This is a genomic window from Acinetobacter sp. A1 (assembly GCF_012371315.1).
GTDB lineage: Bacteria > Pseudomonadota > Gammaproteobacteria > Pseudomonadales > Moraxellaceae > Acinetobacter.
On sequence record NZ_JAAZQY010000008.1, the window covers coordinates 1 to 15,306 of the forward strand.

The 15,306-nt window shown below is 41.7% G+C and carries 16 protein-coding genes and 1 pseudogene; 8 read left to right on the top strand and 9 right to left on the bottom strand.

Features of this window, described 5'->3' with window-relative positions; all coding sequences use genetic code 11:
• Positions 1–280 precede the first annotated feature (280 nt).
• Positions 281–613: a HopJ type III effector protein gene (locus HHA41_RS04550; protein WP_168418502.1), complete on the top strand. Its 333-nt coding sequence runs from the start codon at positions 281–283 to the stop codon at positions 611–613.
• 148 nt (positions 614–761) lie between these two features.
• Here HHA41_RS04550 and HHA41_RS04555 read toward each other — a convergent pair whose 3' ends face one another.
• Complete coding sequence (locus HHA41_RS04555) at positions 762–1,172, bottom strand: protease inhibitor I42 family protein (protein WP_168418501.1); 411 nt, start codon at positions 1,170–1,172, stop codon at positions 762–764.
• A 9-nt stretch (positions 1,173–1,181) separates the two neighbouring features.
• The gene (locus HHA41_RS04560; RefSeq protein ID WP_171287417.1) at positions 1,182–1,748 is read right to left on the bottom strand and encodes a hypothetical protein; all 567 of its coding nucleotides are present in this window, start codon (positions 1,746–1,748) and stop codon (positions 1,182–1,184) included.
• Between the two features lie 175 nt (positions 1,749–1,923).
• Here HHA41_RS04560 and HHA41_RS04565 point away from each other — a divergent pair, with 175 nt between their 5' ends.
• A complete protein-coding gene (locus HHA41_RS04565) occupies positions 1,924–2,550 on the top strand; it encodes a class I SAM-dependent methyltransferase (RefSeq protein ID WP_168418499.1) in 627 nt (208 codons plus the stop codon).
• 133 nt (positions 2,551–2,683) lie between these two features.
• Here the strand turns inward: HHA41_RS04565 and HHA41_RS04570 are convergent, their stop codons facing one another.
• On the bottom strand, positions 2,684–3,157 hold the full coding sequence (locus HHA41_RS04570; RefSeq protein ID WP_096901246.1) for a Holliday junction resolvase-like protein: 474 nt from the start codon (positions 3,155–3,157) through the stop codon (positions 2,684–2,686).
• A gap of 117 nt (positions 3,158–3,274) precedes the next feature.
• Here HHA41_RS04570 and HHA41_RS04575 point away from each other — a divergent pair, with 117 nt between their 5' ends.
• The 4 genes from HHA41_RS04575 to HHA41_RS04590 all read left to right on the top strand — a co-directional run bounded on the left by HHA41_RS04575 (position 3,275) and on the right by HHA41_RS04590 (position 6,507).
• Complete coding sequence (locus HHA41_RS04575) at positions 3,275–3,919, top strand: ParA family protein (protein ID WP_096901247.1); 645 nt, start codon at positions 3,275–3,277, stop codon at positions 3,917–3,919.
• A gap of 108 nt (positions 3,920–4,027) precedes the next feature.
• Positions 4,028–5,167: an AI-2E family transporter gene (locus HHA41_RS04580; RefSeq protein WP_096901248.1), complete on the top strand. Its 1,140-nt coding sequence runs from the start codon at positions 4,028–4,030 to the stop codon at positions 5,165–5,167.
• A gap of 163 nt (positions 5,168–5,330) precedes the next feature.
• On the top strand, positions 5,331–5,873 hold the full coding sequence (sodC, locus tag HHA41_RS04585; protein ID WP_168460721.1) for a superoxide dismutase family protein: 543 nt from the start codon (positions 5,331–5,333) through the stop codon (positions 5,871–5,873).
• A 337-nt stretch (positions 5,874–6,210) separates the two neighbouring features.
• Positions 6,211–6,507, top strand: coding sequence for a DUF3817 domain-containing protein (locus HHA41_RS04590; protein ID WP_168418496.1), 297 nt, complete (start codon positions 6,211–6,213; stop codon positions 6,505–6,507).
• A 122-nt stretch (positions 6,508–6,629) separates the two neighbouring features.
• Here the strand turns inward: HHA41_RS04590 and HHA41_RS04595 are convergent, their stop codons facing one another.
• The 4 genes and pseudogenes from HHA41_RS04595 to HHA41_RS04610 form a co-directional block, all read right to left on the bottom strand.
• Positions 6,630–7,859 carry an MFS transporter gene (locus HHA41_RS04595; RefSeq protein ID WP_168460723.1) on the bottom strand — a complete coding sequence of 410 codons (1,230 nt, stop codon included), beginning with the start codon at positions 7,857–7,859 and terminating at the stop codon, positions 6,630–6,632.
• Positions 7,860–8,016: 157 nt separating this feature from the next.
• Positions 8,017–8,907, bottom strand: a pseudogene (locus tag HHA41_RS04600) (pirin family protein).
• Between the two features lie 168 nt (positions 8,908–9,075).
• On the bottom strand, positions 9,076–9,447 hold the full coding sequence (locus tag HHA41_RS04605; protein ID WP_168418493.1) for a hypothetical protein: 372 nt from the start codon (positions 9,445–9,447) through the stop codon (positions 9,076–9,078).
• A 139-nt stretch (positions 9,448–9,586) separates the two neighbouring features.
• Positions 9,587–10,996 carry an FAD-binding oxidoreductase gene (locus tag HHA41_RS04610; protein WP_168460724.1) on the bottom strand — a complete coding sequence of 470 codons (1,410 nt, stop codon included), beginning with the start codon at positions 10,994–10,996 and terminating at the stop codon, positions 9,587–9,589.
• A 348-nt stretch (positions 10,997–11,344) separates the two neighbouring features.
• Between HHA41_RS04610 and serA the strand changes: the two genes are divergently transcribed.
• The gene (gene serA, locus HHA41_RS04615) at positions 11,345–12,577 is read left to right on the top strand and encodes a phosphoglycerate dehydrogenase (RefSeq protein WP_168418491.1); all 1,233 of its coding nucleotides are present in this window, start codon (positions 11,345–11,347) and stop codon (positions 12,575–12,577) included.
• A gap of 159 nt (positions 12,578–12,736) precedes the next feature.
• Positions 12,737–13,615 carry an EamA family transporter gene (locus HHA41_RS04620; RefSeq protein WP_168460725.1) on the top strand — a complete coding sequence of 293 codons (879 nt, stop codon included), beginning with the start codon at positions 12,737–12,739 and terminating at the stop codon, positions 13,613–13,615.
• 20 nt (positions 13,616–13,635) lie between these two features.
• On the opposite strand, the gene HHA41_RS04625 is transcribed toward HHA41_RS04620, so the two are convergent.
• Both HHA41_RS04625 and truB read right to left on the bottom strand, forming a co-directional pair.
• On the bottom strand, positions 13,636–14,094 hold the full coding sequence (locus HHA41_RS04625) for a hemerythrin domain-containing protein (RefSeq protein ID WP_168460726.1): 459 nt from the start codon (positions 14,092–14,094) through the stop codon (positions 13,636–13,638).
• A gap of 203 nt (positions 14,095–14,297) precedes the next feature.
• Entirely contained in the window at positions 14,298–15,203 is a 906-nt protein-coding gene (gene truB, locus HHA41_RS04630) for a tRNA pseudouridine(55) synthase TruB (RefSeq protein ID WP_168460794.1), read from the bottom strand.
• Between the last annotated feature and the right edge of the window lie 103 nt (positions 15,204–15,306).

Below are 15,306 nucleotides of genomic sequence, written 5' to 3' on the forward strand. Positions count from 1 at the left end.
TCTTGCTCTACTTTCTTTAAGCTTTCAGTCAAGTATTTCATTGCAAGTTTTTTTAAAATTTAATACCTAAATTGTATATGTTTGACTATATTTGTCAATATGATTATTTGATATCAATCACTCTGTATTTCAAGATATCTTGCCCGAAGCATCCATATCTTTGCTCAGATTTTACATCTTCCTAAATCACATAAGTTAAATACACGAAAAAGTTTTCCACTCAAAACCAAATTGCGCTAGTCTGCATATTATTTCAATTTAGGCACATGTGGAGGATGTCATGGCAAAAGAATTATTGGCTCAACTTGAGGCAGGCAGTGCAACATTTGCCGATGTGATTGCATTCATTGAAGCACACTATAACCACACCCCAACCGCATTTAAAAATGGACAACAAAACAATGCTGCCACTGAAAATCAGGGCAGCGCTAAAGTATTTTCTTTTGCTCAGTTAAAAGGTTTAGATCAGGCACAAACCCTCAGTTTATTTGCAGAACACTATGCCTCGGTACGTGCAAACCTGACAGGCAGTGACCACCAAAACATTCGCCAGTTTATGCAACATGGTTGGGATGGCATCCGATTTGAAGGGCAAGCACTCAGCGCCAAATAATTTTGAGTATTTTAGTTTTAAATTTAGATAGGAAAGCCGTGTGATACTGATTATAAACAGCCTCACAAGGCTTTTTATTTTAAGAAATTATAGATTCTTTGCCGTTGAATCTAACAATGATTCGAGCTGTTTAGCATAATCAAACACATCAAGAAATACGCACCCGACATTGCCATTCTTGTATTGCGGTTTTTTCCCATGCTCGGGCATGTTTCACGTGGAGCAATTCCTGACCAGCCTTGATAGCCTGAAAATAAAATATTTTTTGTCCGCCTTGCCCTACTTGGGCAGAAGATGAAGCTTCAGCAGTGTGATAAATACTTTCTACATCAAATAACTTCAGCGGCTCTACCAAACTCCATTGATAGCCTGTGCTTAGGTTTTCATTCAGTTGTAATTCTAAAGTTTGCCCAACATCCATTTCTAACAATGCGGGACATTGCTGCTGTGCCGTAAATTTAAACGTTTGTCCATCAATGCTTGAATTCATACCTGTGCATGCACTTATGCCCACTGCCACAACACATCCACTCAAACACATGCGCAAATAGCCATTCATCACCCTGTCCTAACTTTTAACCTTTTCAATCCACTGAATTGAACTGACGCGAAATACCTCACAAGCACCATCCCCCGTATCGGTAGGGGTAAGCGATGATGTCCAGACCAAATCCTGATCTTTGACTTCCACCAACTCCCCTTTTAAACGCACCAAATCGCCACGTTTGACCTTCTTAATTTCTTTGGCAATTTGTGGGTTGGCAGGAATGATGTGCATATTGGAGACCATTTGCATGGCTTGTTCCGCAGGTACAGGCAAACGATCTATTTTCCAGTTTAAATAGCGGTCATATTGATTGACCGTGATATGACGGGCAATTTCAGGTTCAGCAAATAAACCCCAACTCACCGCATAATCAATTGGAGAAAATTTGGCTTGGGCATCATGTTGATAGGTTTTAGAACCCAAAATCCGAAAATCACCTTTAAAGGGTTGCAAGACTTCAATCGACTGACCTTTCACGACAGGTGGTAAGCCTTTGGCAATATTACGCTCAACCGAAGCATAGCCAGAACATGGCAAAGCCAAAGTCAACAATAATGCGGTCAGTTTGAGTGAAATATGCTTTTTCATCATGGTCATCAGCCCATCAAATTCATGTATTCAGCTTTTTATCTTAGCGCTAGATCATGAATACAATAGTTGAAATTAGTAACAAAATGCAGTCTTTGGCATGTACTGACATAGCAAAAGCACAGACTTTTCAGCTAAGCTCAAAGGTAATAAAAAGGAATGATCAGATTAAAATATGCTGTACCGACTTTATCAAAAACATATTTTTCCGCACCTGCTCAATCAAGTCATGCAAACCCCGTCGCTCATGGATTTGCGCCGTGAACTTTTATTGGGCGTGTCAGGTGAAGTGTTGGAAATAGGCTTTGGTACAGGGATCAATTTAGCTTTTTATCAAAATATCGATACGGTTTATGCCTTAGAGCCCAATGCAGCCGTCTTTCAACTGGCACAGGAACGAATTGACGCAGCACCCTTTTTAGTTGAGCACATTGCTGCAAGTGCAGAACAACTCCCTTTTGCCGATGAACAACTACAGCATGTGGTGTCTACTTGGACGCTGTGCAGCATTGCAGATTTGGCACAAAGTTTGCGGGAAATTTATCGTGTACTACAACCTGGCGGTACTTTGCATGTGGTGGAGCATGTGCTGAACCGACAAAGCCTAAATATTCAGCGTTTACAGCACCTGCTTACCCCTATTCAAAAGAAAGTTGCAGATGGCTGCCATCTAAATCGTGATATTGAAGTCGCCCTACTCGAAACGGGTTTTGAATTGGGCGAAGTTCGCTATATCGATGTTGCAGGCATTCCAAGCCTTGCGCAGCGTATGTTATTGGCGCGGGTGCATAAACCCAAATGATAAGTTAAAGTCATCACTTTAAAATCTAAATGCAAAGACTTTGCTTCAATAGCTAAAACCAACTATGCCTCTTACATTGCCATGCAACCCACAAAGATGACGTCATGTCGCGTTGTTACAGCGTGAGATATGTTTAATCATCATCTTGAAAATCAATACGGATAGTTTCAAAACGAATTTTACCCTGCTGAATTGCCTGAGCAATGGCTTGCTGGCCTTTGGTCAGACGCGCACCACCACTTTTAATATCAATTAAGACAATGGCAATATCTTCGGCACGTCCGTTGCCATCCCGATAATCGGTATAACCATCAAACACCACATAATCGACAGGATCACCTAAAAATTTGGCATCACTGGGTAAATACTGAAATTCTGGCATAATCGGTGCCAGTTGCTCTGCCATTTTGCCTTTTAGCACCGCACGGCTGGTGTTTACACTGCGCTTTTGCGCCTGCAATAACGCCTGCTGATGAGCAAGTTCAATTTCTGCAATATATTGCTCATACTCAGCTTTAATCCGCCCGTTACGGCTATTACTCAAAATCAGCGTGGTCAACACTACGCCTATACATGCCCCAATCAGCATGGCCATCCAAATTGACATTTAACCTTCTAATCCTGAATTTTTTCAGTTCTCTTTACGACTTTTGTCAACTGTCATATTCCGAGCATAAAACAATGCTATGCTAGGAGTGAGCAGCGTAAAATCGATTCGAGGGTCATGAAAACTATATTAATTGCCAACCAAAAAGGTGGCTGTGGTAAAACCATTACGGCTATTAGTTTAGCATCTGCACTTGCACAAAAAGGCTATAAAGTTGCCTTAGCTGATGCCGACAACCAAAAATCTGCGCTACAGTGGTTAAAACAACGACCAGAAACAGCCGCCCCAATTCAAAGTCTGGACTGGCGTCACGAAAAGTCGATTGGTGATGCACCTAAAAATATTGAATACTTAATTATTGATGCACCTGGGGCATTATCGGGCGAGCATGCTGAACAATTGGTCAGTGAAGCGCATGCTATTATCACGCCGCTACAACCTTCGTTTTTTGATATTGACTCCACTCGTCGCTTTTTAAAGCATTTACAAGATATTAAGCGCATTCGCAAAGGCAAGGTACAAATTTTATTACTGGCCAACCGTGTCAAACCAAACTCTGCCAGTTCTAAAGATATTCAGGACTTTTTCCAAAAAATTGAACAGCAGCCTGTGGCTTGGATTTCAGAACGCGCCGCTTACGGACAATTGGCCATGCAGGGTCTCAGTATTTTTGATAAAACTCAAAAGACTTATTTACAGATGCAAGATCAATGGCAACCTGTGTTAAACGCCATAGTAGATGACCCTAGCCAATGGTTTTAAAGCCTAGAATATCCCCTGTTTAGGGTTTATTCACCAGAACTTACCAAGCTCTCGTTTTCGGGAGCTTTTTTTTCAGTTAATATGGCACATGACCTTAGGAATGTTTCAGTGAATTCAGTGCAACAGTACGCGCCAACATTACAAAAAATTTTATTGTTTGGACTGTTTTTTGTCCTGATGTTTTTGGGTTTTCATATACTCAAATACTTCATTGTTCCTGTTGTTTGGGCAGCAATTATTGCCTACATGAGCTGGCCACTGTATCAGTCGGTGCTACGTCTATGCGGTCATCGTCCTACACTCAGTGCAGCCCTAATGATGCTGTTGGTCACGTTGGTAGTAGGTATTCCACTCACCTTTGCCATTTTTATTCTGCAACATGAAGGTCGCAATTTATATTACGAATTGCAAAAACAGGTCTTTTCTGGGCATTTAGATGTGCCTGATCTTATTCGTAATTTACCGATTATCGGAAAAGAAGTCACCCGCACTCTCAAAGAAATTAACCACGATCCCAACAGTATTGTGCAGTCTATTTCCTTATGGATTCAGGGACATTTAAACTACGGAAAAGTGGTCATTAATGAGGTCAGTAAAAATCTGATTAAACTGGGTTTTGCCCTGTTATCGCTCTTCTTTTTCTATCGTGATGGTCACACCATCTTGCATCAAGTCAGCAAGGCTTTAGAAATGGTGATTGGGCCACGTATTCACCACTATTTAGATACCATTTCTGAAACCACACGTGCCGTGGTGTATGGGGTTGGTCTTACGGCAATTGCACAGGCCTTATTGGCAGGTGTAAGTTATTTTGTGGCCGATGTACCTAACCCAATGGTACTGACAATTGTGACCTTCTTATTTGCGCTGATTCCCTTTGGCCCACCGCTGGCTTATGGTTCGGTATCCTTATGGTTATTCACCCAAGGGCATACCATGGAAGCCATTGGCGTTATGGCTTGGGGCGTGTGTGTAGTCAGCACGGCAGATAACGTCATCCGACCTTTGGTGATTTCAGGTGCGACCCAAATTCCATTCTTATTGATTATGTTTGGTGTACTGGGTGGTATTGCTAGCTTTGGCTTAATTGGTCTGTTTATTGGCCCTGTTATTTTGGCCGTGTTACTGGCTATTTGGCGTGAATGGTTGCATGAAAATAATCAACCCGAAGCTTTAATGATGCCGAAAGCCACACTTGCACACGACCTACCCGAAGACGATTCATCTTCCAATTCAAAGCTTGATTAAGCTTTCTTTCTGATCATATTGCTCACATGGCTGTGTTGATCTGAACAAATCAGCTCAACACAGTACATACATTCCACTACGCAAATGTTGTATTGTAACGAGGCTAACTTTGTTTCAATCAAGACATCCCTAAATATTATGCACAACAAACAGGATGTCTTTTATGCGCTCAATACTCCAATTTGCCAGTCTTGCTGCTTTTAGTGGTCTAGTACTCATGGGTTGCAGCACCACCGCAACCACACAAGAAAAATCAAAATTAGTGAAAATGCATGCTGTTTCAGCACAAGGTATTGGCAAAGAATTAGGTACGGTCGAACTGCGTGACAGTGCAGCAGGCTTAGTCATTCACACCCAACTCCAGCAACTCCCTGCAGGTGAACGAGGTTTTCATATCCATGAAAAAGGTTCATGTGCAGCAGCAGAAAAAGAAGGAAAAATGGTTGCTGCTTTGGCAGCGGGCGGTCATTTTAATCCGAAAAATGTCCCGCATCATGGCACACCACTGACAGGACATTTAGGTGATTTACCTGCTTTAAGTGTTGCAAGCGATGGAACAGCCAAAGTAACCGTGATTGCACCACGTTTAACATTGGCACAAGTTGAAGGATTGGCTTTAATGATTCATGCAGGCGGCGATAACTATGCCGACCATCCAAAACCATTGGGCGGTGGTGGTGAGCGAATCGCCTGTGGGGTCATTTAAACCCGCTTTATACATTTTCAATAAAACATTTAAAATCAATTGTGGATAAGTTAAGGGTTATACACATGCCTTTCGACTTATCCGCAAAAAAGTAAAATCATCTTGTTGTGGATTATTCTAAAAATAAGCTCAATGCAGCTCGTCTCGCTTTATATCAGTCGTGTTTCATATCCACACTCACTAATTTTTGAAAAACTTGCTACGAACTAGCAAAAAACAGCTCAATTTTGCAAACATCGTGTCTAACTTATAAATGTGCAGAGATCACAACCGCTCATCTTTGCGAATGTCTAAATTTCAGCTACACTGCATTTTTATCCACTTTAAAAAGATTGGCATGAACATTAAAACATTACGTCTGGTTGGTTTACTCGAAGGTATTTCATTCTTATTGTTGTTATTTATTGCCATGCCAATGAAATATATGTTCGATAACCCAATTTTAGTGAAATATGTAGGTATGGGTCACGGCGTATTGTTTATCGCATTTTTAGTGGTGCTTTTTGTGGTTTGTGAAAAACAAAAATGGTCTCTTAAAATGTTTATTTTGGGCTTAATTGCATCAATTTTACCTTTTGGCCCATTTGTTTTTGATGCTAAATTGAAAAAGATGGAACAACCTGTAGAGGCTTAATCTACAAGTCCTTTTTAGCGTTTATCACATTACACATTATTTGATATTTGATTTCTAAATCAAATATTGCAAGGCGATACAACATCGCCTTGTTTGATGATGTAGCAGAAAAATTTACACCCTTAAAACTGCCCTGCAGCAACTCGCTCCTGCATCACCTGTTTAAGCATCATGCGTGGCAAACTAAACCACAGCATTATCAGCACCAAACAAGCCACACTATAAGCCCAAATATCAAATTGAATATATAAAACACGTACCAGTTCAATCACAATAAAAAAGCACAGCATCAATAGCATTGAAACACTGGCAGCAACAGTGCCTTTAGACACTTCCGATGACATTAAGGCAAAACGATATAAGACTGAAAAGCTCATCCCCTCACCAAAACTGATCAGGCTCATGCCAATCACCAAGCACCATACAAAATAGCTTTGCCCAATTGCACCCAATACAATCAGCACGCTGCCCAACAACATTAAAGGCAAGCCAATCAAGACTGTTTTACCTAAAGGCAAACGGTCTATGACTTTCATCAGCACCAGATTTCCTAAAATCAAACCACCCAAAACAGGAAACTGCGCCAAACCGTATTGCAGACTGCTAAAGCCTAAATCTTCAACCAACATCACGGGAGATAACGCAATCCACAACATTAAGGGCATGCTCAATAAAGGCAGCGCCAATGTTAGACCTAAGAATCTGGTATTTTGAAAAACTTGCTTAAAATCATCCCAAACATCTCGAAACGGACGTTTAGGAATACTTTGCTGAGTTTCAGGCATTTTGGCTTTCAATCCAAACCAACTCAAAAATGCCAACAGTGCTATGCCAATAAATCCCCAGTGCCAAGAAACATGCTCAATCATAAATGCACCTAAGACTGGGCCTAGCAAGGGAGCAAGTAAAGAGACGTTTGCCATGAGTGCCATGACTTTAATTGCATCACGCTCTGCAAAATTTTCCTGAATAGCCGCATAACCGACTGCACTAATGACCGACAAGCCAAACCCTTGTAAAAAACGGAGGGCTAGGAAACTTTCAATATTCTGAATTAATAGAATCAATAAGCAGGTCAGAGTAAAAAATGCCACGCCGCCCAATAATACTTTTTTGCGCCCCAAACGGTCAGAGAGTGGCCCCAATAACCACGCCACACAAGCACCGCCCAACAAATAAAATGACATGGACGAAGCTGCCCATGCACTGCTGACACCAAAATCTTGTGTGATGGCCAACATCGCAGGTTGAACCAAGTCATTGCCAATATAAACTGCGAACTCAAACAAGACCAAAGCCAAGGGAAACATGAGTGTGGCACGTTGAATGGTATTTTTTTGCTGCTGTGGCATGAGTTATAAAGGACTAAACGATACAATTCAGCAGCGGTTAGCCCATAAAATAGAAAATTGAGCTGCAGTTTAACAGAGTTGAATGGCAAATTTGTGGCGCATTTTTTTAGTCATTGAGATGAATAGAACCTAGCACTTGATGCGACATCAGACCCAATCAGGCATCACTTCCTTCAGCGGGGTAACGGATAAAATTGCCTGTTTTAATATCATCAAATGCCTCTAGAATTTCTGCATAGCTGTTCATTACAAATGGACCATGCCCATTTATCGGCTCATGCAAAGGCGTAGCACTTAAATATAAAAAATGGCTGTCACGTAATGCTGTCAATTCAACATCATTTCCTAGACTCGACATCACGGCTAAAGCATGATCATCCCATTCTTCATCTGTAGACTGAAATTGGGCACGCCCAGAACGCATATACAACAAGGTGGTCTCGCCCGATTGCGCAGGCAATTGAATTCGATGCCCTTGTTTTACAAATACATCATATACGTGCATAGGCGAATGTACTTGGGCAGGCCCTACTTGTTGTTGATACTCACCAGCAATCACTCGCACATAACCCATATCATCTGCCAACATAATTTTAGGAATATGTGCCGCACGTAAACGTTGATAACGCGGCGGATTCATTTTGTCTTTGGCAGGCAAATTGACCCACAATTGCAGCATTTCAAAAGCACCACCTTGCCTAGAAAATGCTTCACTAAAGACTTCCTGATGCATTACCCCTTAAGCGGCTGTCATCCACTGTACGTCACCTTCGGCAATGATTCCGCCCCCACCGCTTGAATCACGATGTTCCAATTCACCCTGAAACATAAGCGTGACCGTTTCAAAACCCCGATGCGGATGGTCGCTAACCCCTTTACGCAATTGCGTTGGTTTTAAAACACCCGGCCCTAAATGATCGAGCAATAAAAAAGGCGATACGGTATTGCCCAATTCATAATGCGAAAAGATTGAAAGGACAGGATAAAAATCGCCCACGGCAAAACGGCTATCATTGCGGTGTAGAAACGCCAATGTTTTAAGTGACATAGCTTTACGTACCAGCCTGAACTGAATGGAAGATGTTTGATCCTAAATAAAATCTGTGGATAACACGAGTATTATCCACAGACGCTTTGTTGCACTTTTAGAACATCATTCATTAGAGCCAAGCTTTAGATTCATACATGAATGATATGCCGAATAGTCGCTACTAAATTAAGGGCATTTTTTTGCTTGGAAAGTCTTGGTATTTTTACCACGTGCACATAAATAAGCAGTTTGCACATCACCCTGCTGCCATTGCCCATTCACATTTTTGAAGTGATAAATGCTGCGAATAGAACGCACTGAATCGTCCATTAATCCTGTTTCGGTAATTTTTACTTCTGCCGCAGTTGGTGCTTCCACACGGTTAAAGTATTGACGAATTTCCACCGTGCTGAGTTGTTTACGCAAATCTGGACGTTGTTTTAATACTTGCGCCAAAGGCGTTTCTGCAGGACTGACCTGTGAAATAATATTTTGTGTGGTTGCACAACCTGACAATAGCCCAATACCCAATGCTGAAACCGTGATTAAACGCAACATAATTCCTCCAAAATGTTCATTATTATTCATACTTCTATGATGCCTTGTTAGCGCAAAAACGCTAGCATAGAAATGTAAAATTAAAATCTCAGCATAAAAAACGCATCTCTAGGATGCGTTTTTTATTAACTCAAATGAATTACAGATCAAATAATTTGCCTGGATTCATAATGCCCTGAGGGTCGAATACTTGCTTCAAGGCTTTCATATATTCAATTTCTTCAGCCGAACGAGAATATTCCAAATATGGTTTTTTGGTCATCCCCACACCGTGTTCTGCAGAAATTGAACCATCATATTTCTTCACTGTGTCAAACACGTACTTGTTCACCACCTGACATTTAGCAAAGAATTCATCTTTGCTTAAATCTGCAGGTTTTAGAATATTCAGGTGCAAGTTACCGTCACCAATGTGGCCAAACCAGCAAATTTCAAAGTCAGGATAGTTTTCTGCCACAATTGCATCAATTTCCTGAATAAATGCAGGAACATGAGTAATCAGCACTGAAATATCATTTTTATATGGAATGAACGGCGCAATCGACTCAGAAATGTCTTCACGCAAACGCCATAAGCTTTCGACTTGGTCTAGACTTTGGCTCAACACGCCATCCATCACCCAGCCTTGTTCCATGCAGTATTCAAAAATTTCCATCGCCTTGTCCATAATTGGTTCAAATGGCGCTTCAAATTCAAGCAACACATAGAATGGACATTGAGTTTCAAATGGACGTTGCACATGGCCATGATCCAACACTTTCTGCATTGGCAATTCACCAAAGAATTCAAATGCAGTCAGATCAATTTTGGCTTGGAAGGCATGTAATACAGGCATCACTGAATTAAAATCAGGCACACCCAATACCATCACTTGTAAATCTTGCGGTTGGCGCTCTAGTTTAATTTCAGCTTCGGTCACTAAACCGAGTGTACCTTCACCGCCAATAAATAAATGTTGCAGCGCATAACCCGTTGCATTTTTGATCATGCCTTTGTTCAGGCGAAGGATGTCGCCCTTACCTGTCACTACAGTTAGGCCCAACACCCAGTTACGAGTCATGCCGTATTTAATAACTTTAATACCGCCTGCGTTGGTGCCAATGTTACCGCCAATTTGTGAAGAACCTGAAGAGGCGAAATCGACCGGATAATACATACCCTGTTCTTCTGCATAGTTTTGCAGTTGTTCGGTCACAACACCCGCTTGCACGCGCACCATACGGTCTGCAGGGAAAAATTCCAAGATTTGATTCATCTTGTCCATGCTTACCACAATTTCACCGTTGGCTGCGACTGCACCCGCAGACAAACCTGTACGTCCGCCCGATGGCGTAATTGCAACATTAAACTGATTGGCCAGTTTCACAATAGCTTGTACTTGTTCCGTGCTGGATGGAAAAACAATGACCGATGGATTCGGATCAAAATGCTTTGTATGGTCACGACCCCAGTTTTGGAGACTATCAGCATCAGTTTTAATACGGTTTTCACCGACTATTGCCGTTAATTGGGTCAATAACTCAGGTGTTAAAGCGACTGGAGCATTCATCGTTTGCAGACCTAGCAAGAATTAAACAGGAAGAAAAGCGACTGTCTGAACATCTTCTGAAGATTTTAGATGAAGATGCTTAAGACAAAATTTTGTGCATCAAAGCAACAGCATGGGTTGGCTTTCATGAATGCCGCTTATTATAAGCGATTTTTCTGAAAAACCCGTCAATATTGGCAATTCCGATAATATAACCCGCAAATTACAGGGAGATTTAAGCCAATATTTCTGAATGAGATTATATCTGACAAAAAATACCTGCACACTTGGTCATAAAGGAAATGTATATCGACCCGTCTCCTATGTTATCATACCGCCACTAAATTTGGCCTTTGTAGCGGAGCCGTAATGAGCCAACATCTTTCACTACCTAAAGATAAAATTCGTTTCTTGTTGTTAGAAGGCGTACACCAGAACGCTATCGACGTGTTAAATGCAGCGGGTTATACCAACATCGATTATCGTAAAACGGCGCTTGAGGGCGATGCGTTAAAAGAAGCGATTAAAGATGCGCATTTCATTGGTATTCGTTCACGCACACAGCTGACTGAAGAAGTTTTTGAAGCTGCGAACAAGCTAATTGCTGTAGGTTGTTTCTGTATTGGTACCAACCAAGTGAACTTAACTGCAGCAATGGAACGTGGTATTCCAGTATTCAATGCCCCATATTCAAATACCCGTTCGGTTGCAGAATTGGTACTGGCTGAAGCAATTTTATTGCTACGTCGCGTACCTGAAAAATCAACCGACACACATGCTGGTGGCTGGAATAAGTCTGCAGTAGGTTCATTTGAAACACGTGGCAAAACTTTAGGTATCGTGGGTTACGGTTCAATTGGTTCTCAACTTTCAGTTTTAGCTGAAAGCATGGGTATGCACGTGATTTATTATGATGCAGTGACCAAATTACCTTTAGGTAATGCACGTCAAGTTGGCTCAATGGGCGAATTATTGGCAAATGCAGACGTGGTTTCTTTACACGTTCCAGATGTGCCATCTACCCGTAATTTCATGGCAAAAGAACAATTTGCACAAATGAAAGAAGGCTCTATTTTCATTAACGCAGCACGTGGTACCTGTGTCGTTATTGAAGACTTGGCTGATGCGATCAAGTCTGGTCATATTGCAGGTGCTGCAGTTGACGTGTTCCCGAAAGAACCAAAAGCCAATGGTGAAGAGTTTGTTTCTCCACTACGCAACCTACCAAACGTGATTTTAACACCGCACGTGGGTGGTTCGACGATGGAAGCACAAGCGAACATTGGTTTAGAAGTTGCAGAGAAATTCGTTGCATATTCAGATAAAGGTATGACTTTATCTGCAGTGAACTTCCCAGAAATTGCACTGCCATTAACCGAAGGCAAACACCGTTTATTACACATTCACCAAAATATTCCAGGTGTATTGTCTAAAATTAACAACCTGTTTGCTGAACACGGCATCAACATCTCTGGTCAGTCACTTATGACCAAAGGTGATGTCGGTTACTTGGTAATGGACGTTGATGCAACGGCATCTAAAGAAGCGCTTGATACCTTGCATGAAGTTGAAGGCACAATTCGCGTACGTGTATTGTTCTAATACCAGCAGCGCATGCTACAAAAAACCACAGTCTGCGTACTGTGGTTTTTTATGTCTGCTGCATCTGCACAGCATCGTGCTACAACCCACTAATATTTTAAACTTGGTATAATCTCCCCCGTATTCCTATTCTGACGCTTTAGAGTATTTTCCTGCCTCATGCCAAACGCCCAACTCACTGCGGTGTTGTTCATGGTTCTGTCCATGATCTCCTATCAAATCAGTGCCTCATTTGCCAAACAATTGTTTCAGGTACTCGACCCGCTTAGTGTGACAATTTTACGGCTGTGCTTTGCCAGCGTGATTGTGGCAATCATGTTTCGCTCATGGCAAATTCTTTCGCGGCTGTCGTATTTAAAATGGCGTGATTTATTGTGCTATAGCGCAGCCTTGGGCTGCATGAATATTTTGTTTTATCTGTCTTTGGGCAAATTACCGCAAGGTATTGCGGTGGGTTTAGAATTTGTCGGGCCTTTGGGTTTGGCATTATTGTCCATTCAAAACCGTAAAGATTATATCTGGGTGTTCTTGGCCATTTTAGGCATTATTTTCATGGTGCCATGGGGACAAGCTCACGGCGATAATTTTAGCATCTTGGGCGCAGCCTTCGCTTTGGGTGCAGGTCTATGCTGGGCCTTTTATATTTACTTCGGCCAGAAAGTGGTACAGCAAAATATTGGCATGCATGCGCTGACCATCGCCATCAGTATTTCGGCTTTGGCCCTGATTCCATTTGGATTATATAACAATGCACCTGCGCTGTTTGAAACTCAATATTGGGGCAAAGCACTTGCTATTGCAGTGCTCGCTACTGCCATTCCTTATGCTTTAGATTTACAAGCACTGAAACAACTCAGCAAAATGAGCTATGGCACACTGTCCAGTTTATCGCCCGCTTTAGCCGCACTGACAGGCTTGGTTTTATTGGGTGAGAAAATCACCAGCCTGCAATGGCTGGCTTTGTGCTGCATTATGCTGGCTTCGGTTGGTGTGACCTTTAGAGCCGTGAAAAAATCCAAACAGCCACACAGTGCTTAAATGGCATTTTGAATGAAAACTTAAACTAAACTGTCTTTAGACATTTGTTTATATTTTTCATACTCTGCCAAGTATTGTTTGGCCAAACTTTGTTTTTGCGATTCAGATAAAATTTTGCCTGCCTGTTGGAAAAAACCGTGTTCTTCTTCTTTTAAATGGTGATGGACTTTTTCTGACAATTGTTTGGCCACAGCCAACCAGCCTGTATTGCTCATTTCAGTTTCGGTCAACTGTTCCAGCAACTCATCAATTTCATGATGTTCAGACAAGGCATGGCGGGTAATATTCAACCCTGCATCCATCATCATCAAAGGGATATAAAAATAACGGTCTTCTGCCACGGCATGGGCAAACAATTCGTTTTTGAGTTGTTCAAAATAAGCTCTGCGCTCAGGACTATCACCCGAAGTTTGAATGAGTCGGGTGGCTAAATCTCGTTGAATCTCGTGACTCTGGCGCAAAGCTTCAAAAATATTCATATGCAGACCTCTTGTTTTAAACCGATGCTGGCTGGCAAGCAAATGTCACTGGCTAACGCAACGCTCGGTTTTATTGTCGGTTTTTAATTTCAGTTTTTAGCTCTAATTACTGTATAGGGCATGAAGCTGAAATCCTGCAAAGATTTGTATGAGAAACTTTACGTCTTCATAGCACAAGTTTAAATAAGCTATCTCACTGCATTTTAAAGATTTAACACTCGTTTAGGCACCAAGCGTTTTTTGTCGGTAATTTCTGCCAAGCCTAAACAACGCTCACCATCAAACACCAATACTTGTGCAACAGCAGGATGCTCGATATTACTTTCCATGCCTCGGCTAAAATATTCAGCCCGACCTTCAGGCACCTGAACCTGTGGAAAATGCTGTACAGGCGCATAAGCAGGCAGCAATAAGGCTTCACGTTCCGCTTCGCTTAAACTTTCCAAATATTCAATGCTATAGCTTGGAATCAGGTCAAAATGCCCCGTTTTAATCCGATGCAAATAAGTCAGGTGTCCATAAGTACCTAAAGCTTTGGCAATATCTTCACCCAACACACGGATATACGTGCCTTTGGAACAGGTAACATCCAGCGTGATACTGTTTTCGGTAAAGGACAGTAACTCAATCGCATAAATGGTAACTGGGCGCGCTTCACGTTCAATTTCTATGCCTTGACGAGCTAACTCATATAACGGACGACCTTCTTTTTTTAAGGCAGAATACATGGGCGGAACTTGCATAATATCGCCCTGAAACTGCGTCAAAACCTGTTCAATTTTTTCTTGGCTCAATGCTGGCACAACTTGCTGTAACAAGACTTCACCTTCTACATCACCTGTCGTGGTGCTATGCCCGAATTGAATGGTGGTCTGATAGCGTTTTACAGAATCGAGTAAATAATGTGAAAACTTGGTGGCCTCACCTAAACAAATAGGCAACAAACCTGAAGCCAATGGGTCTAATGCCCCCGTATGCCCTGCTTTTTGCGCCCGATACAACCAGCGTACTTTTTGCAAAGCCGCATTGGAACTAATCCCCAAAGGTTTATTTAATAAAAACACACCACTAATGGCACGACGCTGAATTTTAGCCGCAGATGATTTCATAGCAAAAAGTAAGTCAAAGCAAAACTGTGTCATGGTAACAATCTGCCGAGATAAATGACAACTTTTCTAGAACAGCTACCAACTTTTATGGCATATTGAAACC